The sequence below is a fragment of the Brevibacillus brevis genome, from assembly GCF_001039275.2.
GTDB classification, from domain to species: Bacteria; Bacillota; Bacilli; order Brevibacillales; family Brevibacillaceae; genus Brevibacillus; species Brevibacillus brevis_C.
The window spans coordinates 2,781,898-2,799,910 of sequence record NZ_CP030117.1 but is presented as its reverse complement, the minus strand read 5'-3'; the positions used below and the strand labels follow the sequence as shown (position 1 = coordinate 2,799,910).

The 18,013-nt window shown below is 48.3% G+C and carries 14 protein-coding genes; 1 reads left to right on the top strand and 13 read right to left on the bottom strand.

The features are described from left to right. Positions 1–16 precede the first annotated feature (16 nt). The 13 genes from accB to AB432_RS14090 form a co-directional block, all read right to left on the bottom strand. A complete protein-coding gene (gene accB, locus AB432_RS14150; protein ID WP_048032816.1) occupies positions 17–532 on the bottom strand; it encodes an acetyl-CoA carboxylase biotin carboxyl carrier protein in 516 nt (171 codons plus the stop codon). 240 nt (positions 533–772) lie between these two features. After that, positions 773–1,420: a TetR/AcrR family transcriptional regulator gene (locus AB432_RS14145; protein ID WP_007726477.1), complete on the bottom strand. Its 648-nt coding sequence runs from the start codon at positions 1,418–1,420 to the stop codon at positions 773–775. Between the two features lie 80 nt (positions 1,421–1,500). Continuing rightward, complete coding sequence (locus AB432_RS14140; RefSeq protein ID WP_048032815.1) at positions 1,501–2,403, bottom strand: M15 family metallopeptidase; 903 nt, start codon at positions 2,401–2,403, stop codon at positions 1,501–1,503. A gap of 95 nt (positions 2,404–2,498) precedes the next feature. Beyond that, positions 2,499–4,073, bottom strand: coding sequence for a glutathione ABC transporter substrate-binding protein (locus tag AB432_RS14135; protein WP_048032814.1), 1,575 nt, complete (start codon positions 4,071–4,073; stop codon positions 2,499–2,501). A gap of 96 nt (positions 4,074–4,169) precedes the next feature. Continuing rightward, positions 4,170–5,141, bottom strand: a complete 972-nt coding sequence (gene msrA / locus AB432_RS14130) for a peptide-methionine (S)-S-oxide reductase MsrA (protein WP_048032813.1) — start codon at positions 5,139–5,141, stop codon at positions 4,170–4,172. Positions 5,142–5,315: 174 nt separating this feature from the next. After that, positions 5,316–6,695, bottom strand: coding sequence for a M20/M25/M40 family metallo-hydrolase (locus AB432_RS14125; RefSeq protein ID WP_048032812.1), 1,380 nt, complete (start codon positions 6,693–6,695; stop codon positions 5,316–5,318). A 30-nt stretch (positions 6,696–6,725) separates the two neighbouring features. Next, positions 6,726–8,741 carry a S9 family peptidase gene (locus AB432_RS14120; protein ID WP_048032811.1) on the bottom strand — a complete coding sequence of 672 codons (2,016 nt, stop codon included), beginning with the start codon at positions 8,739–8,741 and terminating at the stop codon, positions 6,726–6,728. Between the two features lie 5 nt (positions 8,742–8,746). Continuing rightward, positions 8,747–10,549 carry a S9 family peptidase gene (locus tag AB432_RS14115; protein WP_048032810.1) on the bottom strand — a complete coding sequence of 601 codons (1,803 nt, stop codon included), beginning with the start codon at positions 10,547–10,549 and terminating at the stop codon, positions 8,747–8,749. Positions 10,550–10,629: 80 nt separating this feature from the next. After that, positions 10,630–12,258 (bottom strand): peptide ABC transporter substrate-binding protein, encoded by a 1,629-nt coding sequence (locus AB432_RS14110; RefSeq protein WP_048032809.1) that lies wholly within the window; start codon positions 12,256–12,258, stop codon positions 10,630–10,632. A 36-nt stretch (positions 12,259–12,294) separates the two neighbouring features. After that, positions 12,295–13,242 carry an ABC transporter ATP-binding protein gene (locus AB432_RS14105; RefSeq protein WP_048032808.1) on the bottom strand — a complete coding sequence of 316 codons (948 nt, stop codon included), beginning with the start codon at positions 13,240–13,242 and terminating at the stop codon, positions 12,295–12,297. After that, positions 13,243–14,262 carry an ABC transporter ATP-binding protein gene (locus AB432_RS14100; RefSeq protein ID WP_048032807.1) on the bottom strand — a complete coding sequence of 340 codons (1,020 nt, stop codon included), beginning with the start codon at positions 14,260–14,262 and terminating at the stop codon, positions 13,243–13,245. A gap of 28 nt (positions 14,263–14,290) precedes the next feature. Beyond that, the gene (locus tag AB432_RS14095) at positions 14,291–15,235 is read right to left on the bottom strand and encodes an ABC transporter permease (protein ID WP_048032806.1); all 945 of its coding nucleotides are present in this window, start codon (positions 15,233–15,235) and stop codon (positions 14,291–14,293) included. 3 nt (positions 15,236–15,238) lie between these two features. Then, positions 15,239–16,171, bottom strand: a complete 933-nt coding sequence (locus AB432_RS14090) for an ABC transporter permease (RefSeq protein ID WP_048032805.1) — start codon at positions 16,169–16,171, stop codon at positions 15,239–15,241. 384 nt (positions 16,172–16,555) lie between these two features. On the opposite strand from AB432_RS14090, the gene AB432_RS14085 reads away from it, so the two are divergent. After that, a complete protein-coding gene (locus AB432_RS14085) occupies positions 16,556–17,866 on the top strand; it encodes a helix-turn-helix domain-containing protein (RefSeq protein WP_048032804.1) in 1,311 nt (436 codons plus the stop codon). The last annotated feature ends 147 nt before the right edge of the window (positions 17,867–18,013 follow it).

Here is an 18,013-nt window from a genome sequence, read left to right as displayed (position 1 = left end):
CTTAAAAGCTGCTCCATTACGCCTGCTTCACCAGGAATAACGGCTGTCCATGCTCGACCAACTGACCGTTTTCCACCAAGACTTGGACAATCTCTCCTTTTACTTCTGCTTCAATCTCGTTAAACAGCTTCATGGCTTCGACAATACAGACAATGGTAGTTGGCTCTACCCGATCATTGACGGATACATATGGTGCTGCGTCAACTGCGGGTGCTGCATAGAAGGTTCCTACCATGGGTGAAGTGATTTTGTACAAGTTTTCCGTCACTTCCGCCGATTTCTGAGGCGCTTCTACAGGGACTTTTTCGACCGGGCGCTCAATCGTTTCTTTTTTAGGCAAAGGGACAACGGGTGCCATCGTCACAATTGGTGCGCTTTTGGTCGGTACGGGGGTCTGATGTACGGCTGTGATTTGATTCCCATTTCTTCGTTTGATACGCAAAGAAGAATCTTCATCATTTACCTCAAAAGATTCTATGTCCGTCTGCTCCAATAGCTTCACAAGTTCTCGTAATTCGTAAATGGTAAGCACAACTATTCCTCCCCTATTTCCGATACTGACTGTCACAACCTCACGAACCGACTGGTTGGTCTGTAATGATTGCTCAAGACCGACCAGTTGGTCTTTTTGATATTATAACAAATGTCAGAATACTAGTACAGACCAACTAGTTGGTCTGATCAAGTTATATCATAAGGGACCATCAAGCGACTATGCCCCTGTCTCCTATCGAAAAGCTTGAGTGTAGCCGCATGATCCTTGTTAGCACCCCTACAATGGCTTGAAGGGATTTTCTTGTGATTGCAGGAAAAAACGTTGAAATGCCGGGTTTTCCATCGATTCTGATTTCAAAACAGAATGAAGAACCATATCTGCGTAAATATCCGCGATTTGCTCGATCGAGTACGTCCCTGACTTTTGATACCATTTGTAAATCCAGTTCACCATGCCAAAGATAGCCATAGACACAATCGGCACAGGCAACTCTGGACGGAATTCACCCGATTCGATCCCATCCGAAATGACGGTGAACATGATTTTTTTATAGCGATCCCGTTTCGTTTCAATATCCGTGTAGTACTCGGGAGCTAAAAACAAGCTTTCCTGATAAAAGATCGTAACCTGCGAGCGGTACAGATCAATCATCATGACGAAGGATTTTACGATGGCTTGGAGTCGCTCCGTTGGGGTATCCCACTTCTCGTAAGCTTCCTCTGCTTTCTCCAACACATACGTAATAAATTGATCATGAATGATGTAGAGGAGTTCATCCTTGGATTTGAAGTTGTGATAAAATCCTCCCTTTGACGTTCCGCTTTCTTTCACAATTTGATCCACAGTCACTTTGTGGTAGCCATTTGCCTCAAACAAGCGCATGGATGTTTCAATAATACGTTCTCTGATTGATTTTTCGACCATTATCTTCACCCGTGAACATTATAGCATAACTACATAGCAAAAACGCCGATTCTCTTCGGTGAGAGATCGGCGTTTCTTCCTTAATTCGTTGGTGTGGAAACAGGCACGGCACCTGAATATTCTTCGAGCGTAATCCCTTTTTCCCTGATTTCTTGCGCGATCTCGACACCTACATAACGCAAATGCCACGGCTCATAAATATAGCCTGTAATCGCGTCTTTTCCCTCTGGGTAGCGAATGATAAATCCAAATTTCTCGACGTTTTCATCCAGCCACTTCGCTTCTTTGGTTCCGGCAAAGCAGCTCGTTGCTGCACATTTGCCATCCTTACCCGAGACGTCAATGGCGAGTCCCGTCTCATGCTCACTCGTTCCAGGAACGGCACTGTAAGTCCGTGCCTTCTCCACGCCGTCTTTTTTTACATAGCGATTAAACAGCGCTTTCTGGTAGGCGTGGGAGCGATAGGCAGATACACCTGCCAACTGGATTCCGTCAGCCTGGGCTGCCGCAAATAACTGCTCAAGCGCACCCGCAGCTTCTTTGCGCATTTTGCGTTTCTCGCTCTTTTCCGGGAGCAAGTAAGGTACGTTTGGAAACACTAGATCATTTGGCTGATAGTTCTCTGGAAGCTTGCGTTGTTTGTTCACCAGTACAGCAACACTCTCTGGCTCACCCACGACCTCGATGTCCGGGAATGATAGCTCAGGTGGCTGACCCGCGGTTGGCTTTTCTGCCGGCTTTGTTTCCGTTGGTTTCGCTTTCTGGGGTTGCTCCGGTTGTTCTTGCTTTGGTGTTTCAGCCGGTGGAGGTGTGGTCTCCTCCTTTGGCTTCTCTTCTTCCTTCTTTGGAGGAGTTGGCGTCTCCACGGCTGATGGTGTCTGTGGTTCTTGTGGAGCCGCTGTACTGTTACATCCAGACAACACGAATGTCATTGCCGTTACGAGTACGAGCGGATGCAAAAGTCGGTGTCGAAAACTTCTCATTGTAACGTTCCTTTCATTTTGGAGCTGATCCAATTATGTAGGTAATAAAAGTACGTACCTATTATGACATAATTGACCGGCGTTTCGTTACATGTTTATTGAGAAATCACGACCTGATCGATATTTAAATAACCCGCTGGACTGATGGAGAAGCCCTGAATATGGTTGCTAATCACAGCCAAATTCTCCAGATTGCGAATCGGAACAACCAAAGCATCTTGCAGTTCCACGTCTTGTGCTTTTGCGTAAATGGCGAGTCTTTTGGCAGGATCAGTTTCCATACGACCAGCCTCGATCAGACGATCCAGCTCGGGATTGCTGTATTGAAAACTGTTGCCAGCCCCGCCTCCCGATGTATGAAATAAATTGTACTGATTGTAGTCGGCATCCCCGGTTGCATTTGCCCAGCCGCTGACAAAAATCTCATGATCCTTCGTTTTCTCAATGGTTCGGACAAACTCATCGTAGCTGACGACTTTTAGCTCCGCGTCGATGCCGATCCCTTTTAATTGCGACCGTATCACTTGGGCAACCAAGATTCGATCCCGTCTGTTGTAGGTAATCATGTGAATAGGAAAACCATCTGGATAGCCCGCCTCTGCGAGCAACCGACGCGCTTGGTTGATGTCGTACGGGTAGCTTTTCACAGTCGGACTGTAGCCGAACACATGTGGTCCCATCGGTGAGTTCGCCTTCGTTCCTACGTTGTTATACACCCCTTTAATGATCGCTCCCGTCTCGATCGCCATACTGATGGCCTTCCTCACACGGATATCATTCAGTGGTGGACGTGATACATTAAACCCGATAAACTCCGTCCCGAGCGCATCGCTGCGGTACACACGCATCTGGTTGGACGCTTGAATCCGATCCAGCTCCATGACAGGGACGGACTCTGCAATATGGGCTTCTCCATTTTCGACCATCGCAATACGAGCTGCATCATCGGGAACAACTTTGAAGACGACTTGATCAAGCGTAGCAGTCTCGCCCCAATAAGTCTGGTTTTTGCTCAACGTAATTTGACTGCCAGGCTCCCATGATTGGAACTGATAAGGGCCAGTACCAACCGGGTGATGCGATAATTCCCGTCCGTATTGATCGATCGCAGCAGGACTGATGATGCCCCCCTCGTGACTGGCCAAAATAGAAAGCAAAGGCGCGAAAGGCTTGTGAAGGATGAATTGCACTCTGTACGGATCGATGACCCTTACCTGTTTTACTTTTTCGAACATGGCTGCCCGAGGAGAAGCCACGGCTGGATCTAATACGCGATCAAATGTTTTCTTGACCGCCTGTGCATGAAAGGGAGTTCCATCATGAAAAACAACACCTTGTCGAAGCGTAAACTCCCACGTGAGATCATCGATTTGTTTCCATGCCGTTGCCAACTGTGGCTGAATGTTCATGTTCCGATCACGTTTGACGAGCCCTTCATACACTTTTCCTTGTACGACACTCGCCTCATTGATCGTCAAAATAAAATGGGGATCGAGATTCGCGGCATCCGACATACGTGCAATGATTAACGTTCCACCCTCGGCAACGTTTTGGGGTGTCGGTACGACTTGATTGTTATGAGGCGGCTCCTGACCGGAACAGCCTGATATGGCGATGATTGCTGCGAGTAACAGTCCAATTCGTCTGTGTAAGGATTTCTGCGTGTACATTGGACCCTCCCGGCATACTCATATGTTTACCTAGTTGTATGTTTAGCAAAAAGACCGCCCTTCTCCCATGTTTCCCGGAGAGTAGCGGTCCACACTCTATTCTTTTTCAAATAATCGCTTATACTCCCCGAAGCCTTCTTCCTCCAAACGATCCTTCGGAATGAAGCGCAATGCGGCTGAATTGATGCAGTAACGCAATCCATTTTCTCCAGGCCCGTCCTCGAAAACATGACCAAGATGAGAATCCGCATCTTTACTGCGAACCTCTGTACGAATCATATTATGTGTTAAATCCACATGCTCGGTTACGTTTTCCTCTTGCAATGGCTTGGTAAAGGATGGCCACCCGCAGCCGGAATCGAACTTGTCCAGGGAACTGAACAAAGGCTCGTTGGAGACGATGTCTACGTAGATGCCCTCTTCCTTGTGATCCCAAAATTCGTTCGTAAATGGACGTTCTGTCCCGTTATTTTGCGTTACCTCATACTGGAGCGGGGTCAAGATTTTTTTCAATTCTTCCAGCTTCGTACGGTCGCGCCATGCTTCCTTGGTGAATTTCGCTCTGCCTGATGCCGCGCGGTAGTATTGGTAGCGGACCGGATTTTTCTTATAGTAGTCCTGATGGTATTCCTCCGCCGGATAGAACGGCTTGGCTGGCAAAATCAGCGTTGCAATGGGCTTTTGGAAACGACCGCTCGCATCCAGCTCTTGCTTGGATTTTTGCGCAAGCCTTTCTTGCTCTTCATTATGATAGAAGATCGCAGGCGCATACGATTGACCTCGATCACCGAATTGACCACCAGCGTCCGTCGGGTCGATCTGTCTCCAAAACATCTGCAGCAATTCCTCGTAGGAGATGAGCGACGGATCAAATGTGATTTGGATGGCTTCATAGTGTCCCGTCGTATCAGAGCATACCTGTTCATAGGTAGGGTTTTCGACATGACCGCCTGTATAGCCGGAGACGACTTTTTGAATGCCTGGCATCTTGTCAAACGGACTGACCATGCACCAGAAGCATCCGCCTGCAAAGGTTGCGATTTCGTATGGATGTGTATCGCTGTTCACGCATTTCGCCTCCTGTAAATGTATGTACACTATCATTTACGATTGTACATGGTTTGCAAAAGCAAAGCCACTCTGGAAGTGCTGCAAGAGGGCTCCAAATAGGAAAGGAGACCTTTTTACACGAAAGGCCCCCTTTTCGCTATCGGATTGCATGATCCCTTCACTCGTCTGTTGCTACTCTGACAGCGCTTTGGCAAATCCAGAGAGCATGACAACCATATGGGCAATTCCTTCCTCGAAGTCTTTCAAACGGATGGATTCGTTCGGCGCATGTACTTTGCAGCCTACCCAGCCTACCCCTGTACTGACAACCGGAAGCTTGAGCTGTTCCCCGAAAATATACATCGGACCCGTGCCTGCCGCGTTTGGAGAAAGCACTGGCTCCTGATCGTAAATAACGCGAGCCGTATCCAGTACGTGAGCAACAAATGGATGATGGAAATCGGAGCGATACGCTTTTTGTCCATTGATCATGGTGACGGTAATATCCGTAAAACCATGCTTCTCCAAATGATTCTCGATGCAATTCATGATGTGCTGTGGATCTTGTCCTGGGACAAGACGGCAATCCAACTTGGCCTTCGCACTTTTCGGCAGCACCGTCTTCGCGCCCTCTCCCGTATAGCCGCTATCCAGACCGCAAATGGTCATAGTCGGGTGAAAAACCATGGCTTCTCGTGGGTCCACATGGTTTGCCGCGGTAATCAATGGGCGTTTCAAACCGTATAGCGCTGCTGTCGCCTCTTCACTGAACGGCAATTCGGAAACAACTTTCTTTTCATCCGCTGTCGGTTCCTCGATCCCATCGAAGAAGCCTTCGACCAAAATCTCGTTTTGCTGATTTTTCATCGTCGCCAATGCCTGTATGAGGCGCCACGCTGCATTGTCTACATACGCTCCGACAGAGGAGTGCATGTCGATATCTGCCCCAACGCAGGTCAGCTCTAGATACGCCATTCCTTTGATCCCGGCAACCATACTGATTCGCTCATTTTCGTCCTTTCCACCGAATTCCCAAATGCAGGCATCCGCCTGGAAAAGATCCTTGTACGCTCGAAGATATGGCTCCAGATTCGGGCTGCCAATCTCTTCTTCTCCCTCGATCAGGAACTTGATGTTGCAAGGCAAACCGCCTGCTTGCTGCTGCAAAATCTGAATCGCCGTCAGACGCGCAACGAGATCACCTTTATTGTCGGCAGCACCACGGGCATACAGCTTTCCATCAATGATCGTAGGGTCAAACGGCTCCGTGTTCCACTCATGAAACGGCTCAGGTGGTTGAACATCGTAGTGATCGTAAAACAGGATCGTTTTGCTGGCGTCTCCTTCACTGCCTGCTGCAAAAAACGCATACACGACTGGATTGCCGCCGAGATTGTCGAGTACCTTTGTCTCTCCACCAACCTCATGAATCATCTTGACCACGTATTCAACCGTCTCTGGGATGGCCTTATGCTGTGCGGATACGGTTGGAAAACGCAAATATTGCATCAGCTTCTCGATTGCATGCGGCAAATTTTCTTGCACGATACCTATCACTTGTTCTTTGTTCACGATCGGGCACCTCCTATTGGCACTTACTGCTTATTCGACTGTCTCTTTTTGGTGTGCAACCAAATAACTGTCAAACCAATCTGTCGTATATTGCAGCCTCAACACGCGTTGCTCAGGATCACCACTGCGGGAAAGCTCATGACTGGCACCCGGGAAACGGACAAAGGACACCGGGGCCTTGCCTTGATGCTTCAATGTTACATAAAGCTGCTCCGCCTGTTCGATTGGGCAACGGTAGTCATGTTCTCCATGCATGATCAGCAGAGGCGTCTCGATGTTCTCTACCAAGCGAATCGGTGAATGCTGCCACATTTTTTCCGGATTCGTGAATGGATTTGCCTGAATCTCTTCGGCAGTGAAGAAGTAACCGATATCACTGACACCGTAAAAGCTTACCCAGTTGCAAATACTCCGATCGGTTACACCCGCTTTGAATCGATTGGTTTTACCTACGATCCAGTTCGTCATGAAGCCACCGTAGCTGCCGCCTGCTACACCCAAGCGATCCTCATCGACAAAATCGAAATGATCGCATGCAAATTGCACGGCCGTCATCAAATCGCGGTAATCGTTCCCTCCATAGTCACCGCAGCACGCCTGAACAAAACGCTCTCCGTAGCCAAAGCTCCCTCTCGGATTCGTATAGAGTACCGCGTAGCCTTTTGCAGCGAGTAGCTGGAACTCGTGGAAAAACGTATTTCCGTACATGGAGTGAGGCCCGCCATGAATTTGCAGAACCATCGGATATTTTTTTCCTTCTTCAAAACCGACAGGCTTGAGCATCCAACCGTGCAGCTTCCAGCCATCCTTCGCGACAAACTCCATTTCTTCTGGAACTGGGAGCTCAATACCCGCAAATAACTCTTCGTTCAGCGCTGTTAGACGTTTTTCTTCTCCGTCCTTCAGACTTACTTGATACAAGTCGCCCGGCGTAAACGGATCACTGATGGCAGCAACCACCGTTTGTTCGTTCTCATGCAGAGAAAAGCCGTATATATTCCGGTTGCCCGCTACAACATTCGTGACCTGTCCGTCCAGCGTTATGTGATAAATGCCGGAATTTCCTCGCTCGCTGGCAATGAAATACATGCCTCTTCCGTCTGCTGTCCATACAGCGCCTGGATTCGGGTGACCTGGCGAGCGCATGTCCCCGATGGTGGAATCGCCAACCTGTACGTCCCAATCCTTTGTGATGCAAGTATAGTCGCCCTTTTCAAAATCATATACCCAGATGCGCTTCTGCGCTGCGTACAAATGCGTGTCCAATTCACTTCCGATATACGCTAGCTTCTTACCGTCGGGTGACCAGGTTGGATAGGCAAAAATCCCCTTGCTGTTAGTCAGCTTTTTCCATTCTCCCCCTTCCGAAGGGATGAGAAAAACGTCAACACTATGCTGAATATCAGGGTCTTCTGCTCGGTTCGCCGTAATGGCGAGCCATTTTCCGTCCGGCGACCAGGAGCCAATCGTATGATTGTACGGGCCATCGCTGAGTGGAGTAACCTCGCCTGTTTCTACATGAACAACGGCCAACTGCTTGTTTTTCTCGTAAATGAACCCGAGATCATCGGATTTGTACTTCATTCTTCCGACATGAATGGCTTTGGTATTTTCTTTCTCCTCGGTTCCCTCGGGGTCTGCGAAGGTTTCACCTTCATCCAGGATCGACGAGAAGACAATGTATGTGCCGTCAGGTGACCAAATCGGATTGCTGACACCGTTTTTGCAACGCGTGAGTTGCCTTGCTTCTCCTCCGTTTGCATCGATCAGCCAAATTTGTGGTTTTCCAGATCGGTTCGAAACAAAGCTAATCTTTGAACCATCTGGCGACCAGCGCGGAAAGGTGTCGCGGGAGCCAGACGTCAATGGCCGTGGATCACCTGCATCCAATTTGCGTAAATACAAGTGATTTTGGTAAGCATGGGACTCATCGATTTGATTTTCCACATAAGCAAGCGTTTTTCCGTCTGGTGATAGCTGCGGATCGCTCGCGTACCGCATTTGATACAAATCTTCAGCCGTTATGCCTCTTTTTGCTTGCGTCATGCTACTCACTCCTCGATTTTATTGGTGGATGCAAGTTGCCCCAAAAAGAACTGGGAAATCTTTTGATTCAACGTGATGTGATTGTCCAGCTTTTCGGTAAAGTGGCCTTCATCCTCAAAAATGTGCAAATCGACTTCTTGTCCCCTGCCTCGCATGTCAGCTACGAGCTGTTCTGCTTCGCTGACAGGAACACGCGTATCATTGCGACCGTGGAATACGAGAAGCGGAGCCGTGATCTTATGGGAATGATTCAAAGGAGCAATTTCTTCAAAAAAGTCATCGTCTTCGCCGAGAAACCCGTACTCCACCTCACGCAATCTCCGTCTCCATGCCCCGGTGTTCTCCAGAAAGGTTTTGAAATGGGAAATCCCCACAATATCAACACCCGCGGCCCACAGGTCAGGGTAATGCGTAAGCGCAGCCAGTGTCATGAAGCCTCCGTAACTGCGGCCCATGATGCCGATCGCATTCGGGTCAACGCTTGGACGGTTGCTCAAATCTTTGACCAGCCAAGCCAAATCTGCTACAGAATCCATCCGCTTGCGGCGATCATCAAGCTGGACATATTCCCGACCGTAGCCCATACTGCCGCGAACATTCGGTGCTACCACCGTAAAGCCTTCGTTCGCCAAAAATTGAAAAACAGGATGATACTCCGGTCGAATTTGGCTCTCTGGCCCACCATGGACGTAGACGACGACTGGTTTTTTCTCTGCATGCTCGGATGTATCTTTAGCATAGAGGAAATACGGTACTTCCAAGCCATCAAAAGAGTGAAACGTGCACAATTCCGGCTCGATGAGTTTATCCTCCAGAGCATCAGATTGACCAATGTTCGTCACACGTCTGCTGGTTTTCTCCGAAATGGTATACGTCCAGATATCGCCTGGAAGTGTTGGACTTTTCAGCGTAAAAGCGAGCTGATCATCACTCACCCACGCCAAGGAAGAGATCACTCCCCGTGGCGCTTCCTCCACCCGCTCCCAGCGTTGCTCTGTCAAGGAATAGAGAGCAAGAACGGAGTAGCCTCCTTCATTGATCGTGAAGGCAAGTAGCTTCTCGTCGGGGGATAATTTGGCCTCCTCGATGTCCCATTTCGGGTCGTGCACCAGTTTGTCCAGCTTTCCTGTACTCCGTGAAAATCGGCACAACGCCTTTGTGTTTTCATCGCGGTCGGTTACGAGATATCCCGTTTGTCCGTCATTAGACAGTACCAAGGAATGGTAGCGTGCATGTTTATTACAAATGGCGAGCTTTTGTGCTTCCTTCGTTTGCAGATTCAGCAAATACAGGCAATTGTCAATGTTGGTCTCCTGCACGCTGAAAATGAGTCCTGTCCCGTCTGGTAGCCAGCCGATTGGATCTGTGCGCCCATCATAGCGGAAGACTTCTTCATACGCACCGCTCTCGACATCCTGTACAAAAATATCAAAGCTGCGCGGATTGCGACGATTGCTGGACCACGCGATCTTTTTCCCACATGGAGACCATCCTCCCAAATAGTGAAAATAATCAGGAGCGTCTGTCAGGGGCTTCACGACTGCACCATTTTCTGTTAGCAAAAAGAACTGCTGTCGCTCGTCACCCTTGTTGTCCATACCGACAATCGTTTTCGTTCCGCACGGGGAATGGTCAACTTCTACCACACGATCAGGCAAAAAGGTCACTTGCTCCGAGCGGTTGTACTCTTCATTCCAGCGCCACAACTGCGCAATACCTGTCAGCTTCGTTAAAAAGGTAATCTCTCTACGCTGCGGTACCACCTTCAATTGATACGCGGATTTCACTTGCAGATAGTCCAAAATCACGAGAAATCATCCTTTCCACTTTTGCTAGTTGTTCCTTGGAGTATGTAAAGAGAAAAAAGAGGAGAAGCTCCTCTTTTTTTCTATTTTTTTGTTGCCCAGCGAGCGCTTGGGAACGCGTTGACTGGGAAAGTGAGACCTTCTAAATTCGGTTTCACCAAATAGTTTTGCTGGTAGTGGTAGACTGGAATGAATGGCATTTCGTCCATCAAAATGGCTTCTGCCTGGTGAAGCAGTTCCATACGCTTGTTCGGGTCTTGCTCAACTTTTGCCGCCATATTCAACTGATCATACTCTTTGTTCACCCAACCAGTACGGTTGTTCGGGCTTTCACCCAAATAGTAGTCCAGGTTAAATGCAGGGTCGTTGATTTGACCTACCCAGCCCATACGGCCCATTTGATAGTTCTTTTGTTTCGTTGTATCCAGATACACTTTCCACTCTTGGTTTGTCATTTTCACTTCTACGCCCAAGTTTTTCTTGAGCATTTCTTGGATCGCCTGTGCTATTTTCTTATGGCTTTCATCGGTGTTGTACATGAGTGTAACTTCTGGCAGTGTGGACCAGCCTTCTTCTTGCATACCTTCAGCCAGCAGCTTCTTCGCTGCTTCGTAATCTTCCTTGAAGTAGTCCCCGCCCTCTTCGCGGAAGTCTTTTCCGTTTGGTTGCATCGCTCCACGCGGAACCATGGAGTAAGCTGGTGTCTCTCCACCTTGGCTTACCATTTCGGACAGTGCTTTACGGTCGAGCGACATGGCGAAAGCTTTGCGAACCTTTTTATTCGTAAATGGTTCTTTCGTTACGTTAAACATGTACATGTACGTACCATAGTAAGGAACGGATTTGAAATCTGGGCTCGATTTTTCTTGCGCGAGGATGTCAGAAGGCATCTCTTTGTTGAAGTCGAGCTCGCCACTCTTGTACATCTGATAAGCAGTCGTGGCGTCATTCACCATTTTCCAGGTGATCTTATCCATTTTTACGTCAGCTTTGTTCCAATAATGCTCGTTCTTTTCAATCACGAGCTCAGAGTCATGCTTCCAGGAAACGAGCTTGTAAGCGCCATTGGAGATGTAGCTGTCCGCATCCGCTGCCCATTTTGGATTCGCTTCTGCCTGCTTCTTGTTGATTGGGTGCCAGTAACGGGTAGCCAGCATTTTGTCAAAATACGAGGTAGGTGCGACCAGCTCGATTTCGAGCGTTTTTGCATCGACCGCCTTGATGCCTACATCTTCTGCTTTTCCTGTACCTTTATTGTACGCTTCTCCACCTTTGATGTAGTAGAGCAGATAAGCAGTAGTCGAAGCTGTTGCCGGATCAAGATGCTTCATATACGTGTAAGCAAAATCCTCTGCTGTAACCGGCTCACCATTGGTCCACTTCGCATCATCGCGCAAAATGAACGTGTACTTGAGCTTGTCATCCGACAGCTTCACTTCCTTTGCTGTTCCCAAGATTGGATTGCCATCCTTGTCCTTGGTGTACAGACCTTCCCCCAAGTGATCCATGATCCAGAAGGACGTGGTATCCGTTGAAGTGAGCGGGTTCAAGTCTGGTGGCTCAGATTTGGCATTGAACACAACTTCTTGTTTGGCAGCAGCGCCTGGCGTAGTGGTACCTCCAGTCGATGCTGACTCGCCACTACCGCCGCAACCAGCTAGAGCCGGAATGACGAGCGAGAGCGACAGGGCAAAGGCAGCTAATTTCTTCACGTTGTTTCCCCCTATATATTAAGATAGAAAATCGAACTACTGATAGAGATGACAAGCGACCCAATGGTTCGGTGCGGCTTCCTGCCATTCAGGAATTTGTGCCGCGCATTGCTCCATGGCCTTTGGGCATCTTGTTCGGAAAACACAACCGCTTGGAGCGTTGGCAGGACTCGGCAAATCGCCCTGCAAAATGATGCGCTCCCGCTTGATCGTCGGATCAGGAATCGGAATCGAGGACAACAATGCTTGTGTATATGGATGAAGTGGCTTTGCGTACAACTCGAAGCTGTTTGCCATTTCTACCATTTTGCCGAGGTACATCACTCCGATTCGCGTGGAAATGTGCTTCACCATGGACAGATCGTGGGCGATAAACAAGTAAGTCAGCCCTCTGTCCTGCTGCAAATCTTCCAATAGATTCACGACTTGCGCTTGAATCGACACATCAAGCGCCGAAATCGGTTCATCCGCGATGATAAATTCCGGCTCAACTGCTAGTGCCCGAGCAATCCCGATCCGCTGCCTTTGGCCTCCGCTGAATTCATGGGGGAATCGGTTCGCATGTTCCTTAGACAAACCAACCAGCTCCAGCAATTCTTTGACCCGATCCGCTCTTGCCCCCCGAGACAAGCCGTGAATATCCAAGCCCTCCGCAATAATGTCCATCACGGTCATGCGCGGATTCAGACTTGCTTGTGGATCTTGAAAAATCATTTGGACATCGCGGTGGAACTGCTCTGCCTCTTTCCCTTTTATGCGGTGTGCATTTTTCCCTTTGAACAAAACTTCTCCGTCTGTATTTTCATAGAGGCGAATCATCGTTCTGCCCAACGTCGACTTACCGCATCCGCTCTCTCCGACGAGCCCGAGTGTCTCGCCGCGATTAATGGTGAAAGTCACGCCGTCGACTGCCTTAAGCGTAATCCCATTGCCGATCTCAAAATGCTTTTTTAGATTTTTGACTTCAACCAACGCTTGGCTCATCTACGTTTGCCTCCCTGCTGCCACCAATTCTTCCAGCTTCGGTGCCCGTGGATCATGTAACCAGCATGCAGCTTGGTGACCCTCGGTGAATGTGGAAGCGTCTGGCATTTGCTGCTCGCATATTTCCATCGCAAACTGACAACGCGGAGCGAACGGACAACCTTTTGGCGGGTGGAATAAATCTGGCGGCGTTCCCTCAATCGGTACCAGTCGTTCCTTTTCCACGCCATCGATCCGCGGTAGAGAGCGCATCAAACCCCATGTGTATGGATGCTTCGGATTCGCGAAAATATCCTCTACCTTACCTGTTTCCACCACAATTCCTGCATACATGACCACGGCCCGGTGCGCGATTTCGGCTACGACACCCAAGTCATGTGTAATCATCACGATGGAGAGCTGCTGTTTTTCCTGCAATTCTCGGAGCAAGTCCAAGATTTGCGCTTGAATCGTTACATCCAATGCGGTCGTCGGTTCATCTGCAATGACGAGCTTTGGATTATTGGCGAGTGCAATCGCGATGACGACACGTTGCCGCATTCCCCCGGAAAACTCATGCGGGTATTGATCGACCCGTTTCTCCGGATCGGGGATACCGACCAGTCGAAGCATCTCCATCGCTTTTTTACGCGCCTCTTCTTTGCTGACCTGATGGGTACGAACAAATCCCTCTACAATCTGGGCACCGACCCTCATCGTCGGGTTCAGTGCCGTCATCGGGTCCTGGAAGACCATCCCAATCTCAGCTCCACGAACCGAAAGCAATTCCTTCTTGCTCATCCCCGTGATGACTTTTCCGTCAAAACGAATCTGACCATCCACAATTCTTCCCGGCGGGTTCGGGATCAAGCCCATGATCGCTTGGGCGGTTACACTCTTCCCACAGCCGCTCTCTCCTACTACCGCAAGCGTCTCACCACGATCAACATGAAAGGTAACTCCCCGTACAGCCTGTACCTCTCCACCGTACGTTTTGAAATGTACGCGGAGGTTTTCTACTTGTAGCAAATGATCCGCCATGTCTGATCCTCCTATCTTCGTGGCGAGGTTACTCGCGAATTCTTGGGTCCAATGCGTCCTGCAAGCCATCACCGAAGACGTTGAAGGCAAACATCGTCAAGGAAATCATCAAGGCCGGGAAGAAAAGTCTCCACCAATCCCCTGTTAAAATAACGCCGAGTGCATCGTTCGTCATCGTGCCCCAGCTAGCGATTGGCGCTTGCACACCCAAGCCCAAAAAGCTAAGGAAAGATTCTGCAAATATCGCCGACGGAATGGTAAACGTCAAGTTTACGATGATGACTCCGATGGTGTTCGGAATCAGGTGGCGTAGCAGGATGCGAGGGAATTTGGCACCCAGCACTTGCGCAGCCATGATGAACTCCTGGTTTTTCAATTGCAGGATTTGTCCCCGAACGAGACGAGCCATCCCTACCCAACCGGTTGCGGACAACGCGATGATGATAGTAACAATTCCAGGCTCCATGACAACCATCAGCATGATCACCACGAGCAGGTACGGCAGTCCGTACAAGACCTCGATCAATCGCATAATGATCGTATCGATTCGGTCTCCCTTTTTGCCTCGACCGGCCATGTATCCGGCAATACCGCCGACGGTCACACCGATGATCAAGTCAATTAACGCTGCCGATATTCCGATAATCAGTGAAATCCGCGCTCCGTACCATGTCCGTGAAAACATGTCGCGCCCCAGCTCATCTGTTCCGAACCAATGCTCGCCCGAAATTTCCTGATTCGCATTCAAGAGACTCTGATCGGAATAGCTGTACGAAACGAGATGGGGTCCAATTATCGCCATGGCGATCAGCAAAATAATCAGGGTCAAACCCACCATTGCCAGCTTGTTTTTGACGAGCTTTCTCGTTACTTGTTGAAAATGAGTCAGGCTCGGTCGCATCTGGCCGATCTGTCCATCTGCTTTTTGAGCTCTAGGTCGAAACAACTCATTTACTGATTGATCTACCGCCATTGGCTACCTCCCCCTGCTCGATAGTTTGATTCGTGGATCAATGAACATATAGGCCAAATCAATCAAGAAGATAATGAGCACCAAGATGGCACTGTAGAATACTGTCGTTCCCAAAATAACGGGATAATCTCGATTGAAAATACCATCGACGAAGTACTTGCCGATCCCTGGTACCGCAAAAATCTTTTCGACGACGAACGTTCCGGTTAACAACCCCGCGATGAGCGGCCCCATAAACGTGACGATCGGCAAAATCGCGTTGCGGATTCCATGTTTGATCACTATCAGAAAAGTCGGAATTCCTTTTGCCTCAGCGGTCCGTATGTAATTCTGGTTCATCACGTCGATCATGCTCGTGCGCATATAGCGTGTAATGATGGCTAATGGTCCAAAAGCAAGTGCGAGTGAAGGCAGAACCGAGTGTTTCCAACTGGTAAGCGTCGCTACTGGGAATAACGGCCATTTGATTGCCAAGTAATTAATGAGCAATGGCGCCATGATGAAGCTGGGTACAGCAATTCCTAATACGGCCATGACCATTGCCGCATAATCGATCCAGGTATTTCGGTTTAATGCCGCAATTGTTCCGAATAAAAGTCCGAAAAAAAGGGCAACCGCTATCGCCTGCAAACCGATCAGTGCAGATGCTCCAAAGCCATCTTTGATCATATCATTGACACCGCGTGTCTCCGACTTAATAGAAGGTCCTAAATCGAGCATGACCAAACTTTTTAGATAAAGTAAATATTGCATTGGCAGCGGTTCATCTAAATTGTATTTGGCACGCAGATTCAACAAAATTTGTTCGGGCAACTGATCTGACTCTGACGCGAATGGATCACCAGGGATCATGTGCATCAGGCTAAAGGTCAACGTTACAATAATCCACAAGGTGAGTACCATCATCAAAATTCTTTTAAGTAAATAACGCGACATCTATACGAGCCCCCTAGTCCAGACTTGCAAAAAGATTACAAAAATTCACCTCGTCCCCCTTTAACGGAAATTGACCTAAAACATTCCTTAATTCAACAATATAGTACCGTGGTTATTTAATGTCAATTCTGATTTTTTTATTTTTTACATCGATTCATAAAGGAATTTGCTGAAAGTTGTCAAATATAAAACAATTAATACGGAAAATTTCCCTAAAACATCCCTATTTAAAGCTTCGAGGTCGCTACAGCTCGCTTGCCCAGTCAATGGGTTATATTCTTTCTATATAAGAAAGACTGGCATACTAGAATGCCGAAAAAAGGATAGGTCTCCTTCCTGACGAATTGTTTATCCCGTAGTTTACCTTTTTTGGAGGACATTTTGATGATAAAAGTTGGCATAGTCGGTCCAAAAGATTCAGTAGATGCAATGATAGCTGTGGGACGTGAGTTTTCCGATCACATCCTTCTCACCTCCTTTATTTATCAAGGAGTGGAACAAGTACCTGCCTATGTAGCCGAAAATGATATGGAAACAGACATCTGGTTCTTCTCTGGAGTCGCCCCCTACTCGATGGCAAAAGCGCATATTGGCAAGAAAAAAGCCTTTTATCCGCAAGTCAATTCAAGTGTCCTGACCAAAGTATTGCTCGAATTGGTATACCGCGATGGTTTGTCTTTGGATCGCGTGAGCTTCGATACCATTTCGGAAGCGCATTTTCGTGAGACTTTAGAGGAATTGGGTCTGCACTGTGAGAACCCATACCTAAAGCCGTATAAAGAATTCAGAAAGAGGTCTGAATTGGTAGCTTATCACACCCACCTTGTCCAGGAAGGCAAGGTAGACGCTTGTGTCACGGGAACGCTTTTCGTCACCGAAGAATTGAAGCGACAAGGAATCAGAGTATACCGAATGGGCTTCACACGCTTTATATTTCGAGAGATTTTCAAGCAAATTCTCCAAGAGGGCGAAACGCTCCACTTCAAGCGCTCCCAAATTGCTGTTCAATTGATTGAGGTATCCGACATGGAAAAGCTCGTAAATGAACCTGCAAACGCATACGAGCTGCGCCGTCTCGATCTGAAGCTGCAAGAGCTCGTGCTCGATTACACGGAGTCGATATCCGGTAGCTTCGTCGCGGTCGGTAATTCCAAGTTCATTATTTTTTCCACCCGCGGATCGTATGAAGACAATCCAGATTTTCACCCCACGATCCTTTTGGAAAAAATCAAGCTCCTCACCAATTCACATGCCAATATGGGTATCGGCTTTGGTGTCACAGCATTGTCTGCTGAGCGCAATGCACAGCTCGCTCTCGGCCATGCCAAAAATCATAGAGATGCCGCCATTCTCGTTGACCATGATGGTTCGATTGAAGGACCACTGCTTCAAACGAACAGCATCAGCTACGAATATTGGACACAGGACAAAGAAATCAGCGATAATCTAAAAAAAGCTGGTGTCAGTATTACGACATTTAACAAAATCATTTCCGTCCAAAAAGCGCTGGGGCAAAAATATATCAGCGCTTCGATGATCGCGGAATGGATGGGCATGACTCCTCGCAATGCGCGAAGAATACTAAGTGATTTAGCAGAGCACAACATCATCGAACTCATTGGGGAAGAAACGCCGACGAACCGAGGGCGCCCACGGAAGATTTATCGTATACTCCCCTCTCCACAAACCACTTAATTGTTTCTCCATGAGAAATGCGTAAGCATATGATTTCCAGAAAACTTCTTTTTTGGAACCTTGCTTGCGCTTTTTTCTCGGTTGTAAGCTATCCAAATATCAAATGAATGAGGGAGGCATACACATGCCCGTTCATCCACAGATTCA

Coding starts and splice junctions, on each gene's coding strand:
- AB432_RS14145 (WP_007726477.1), bottom strand. CDS start 1,420: ATGGTCGAAAAATCAATCAGAGAACGTATTATTGAAACATCCATGCGC.
- AB432_RS14140 (WP_048032815.1), bottom strand. CDS start 2,403: ATGAGAAGTTTTCGACACCGACTTTTGCATCCGCTCGTACTCGTAACG.
- AB432_RS14135 (WP_048032814.1), bottom strand. CDS start 4,073: ATGTACACGCAGAAATCCTTACACAGACGAATTGGACTGTTACTCGCA.
- AB432_RS14120 (WP_048032811.1), bottom strand. CDS start 8,741: ATGACGCAAGCAAAAAGAGGCATAACGGCTGAAGATTTGTATCAAATG.
- AB432_RS14105 (WP_048032808.1), bottom strand. CDS start 13,242: ATGAGCCAAGCGTTGGTTGAAGTCAAAAATCTAAAAAAGCATTTTGAG.
- AB432_RS14100 (WP_048032807.1), bottom strand. CDS start 14,262: ATGGCGGATCATTTGCTACAAGTAGAAAACCTCCGCGTACATTTCAAA.
- AB432_RS14095 (WP_048032806.1), bottom strand. CDS start 15,235: ATGGCGGTAGATCAATCAGTAAATGAGTTGTTTCGACCTAGAGCTCAA.
- AB432_RS14090 (WP_048032805.1), bottom strand. CDS start 16,171: ATGTCGCGTTATTTACTTAAAAGAATTTTGATGATGGTACTCACCTTG.
- AB432_RS14085 (WP_048032804.1), top strand. CDS start 16,556: ATGATAAAAGTTGGCATAGTCGGTCCAAAAGATTCAGTAGATGCAATG.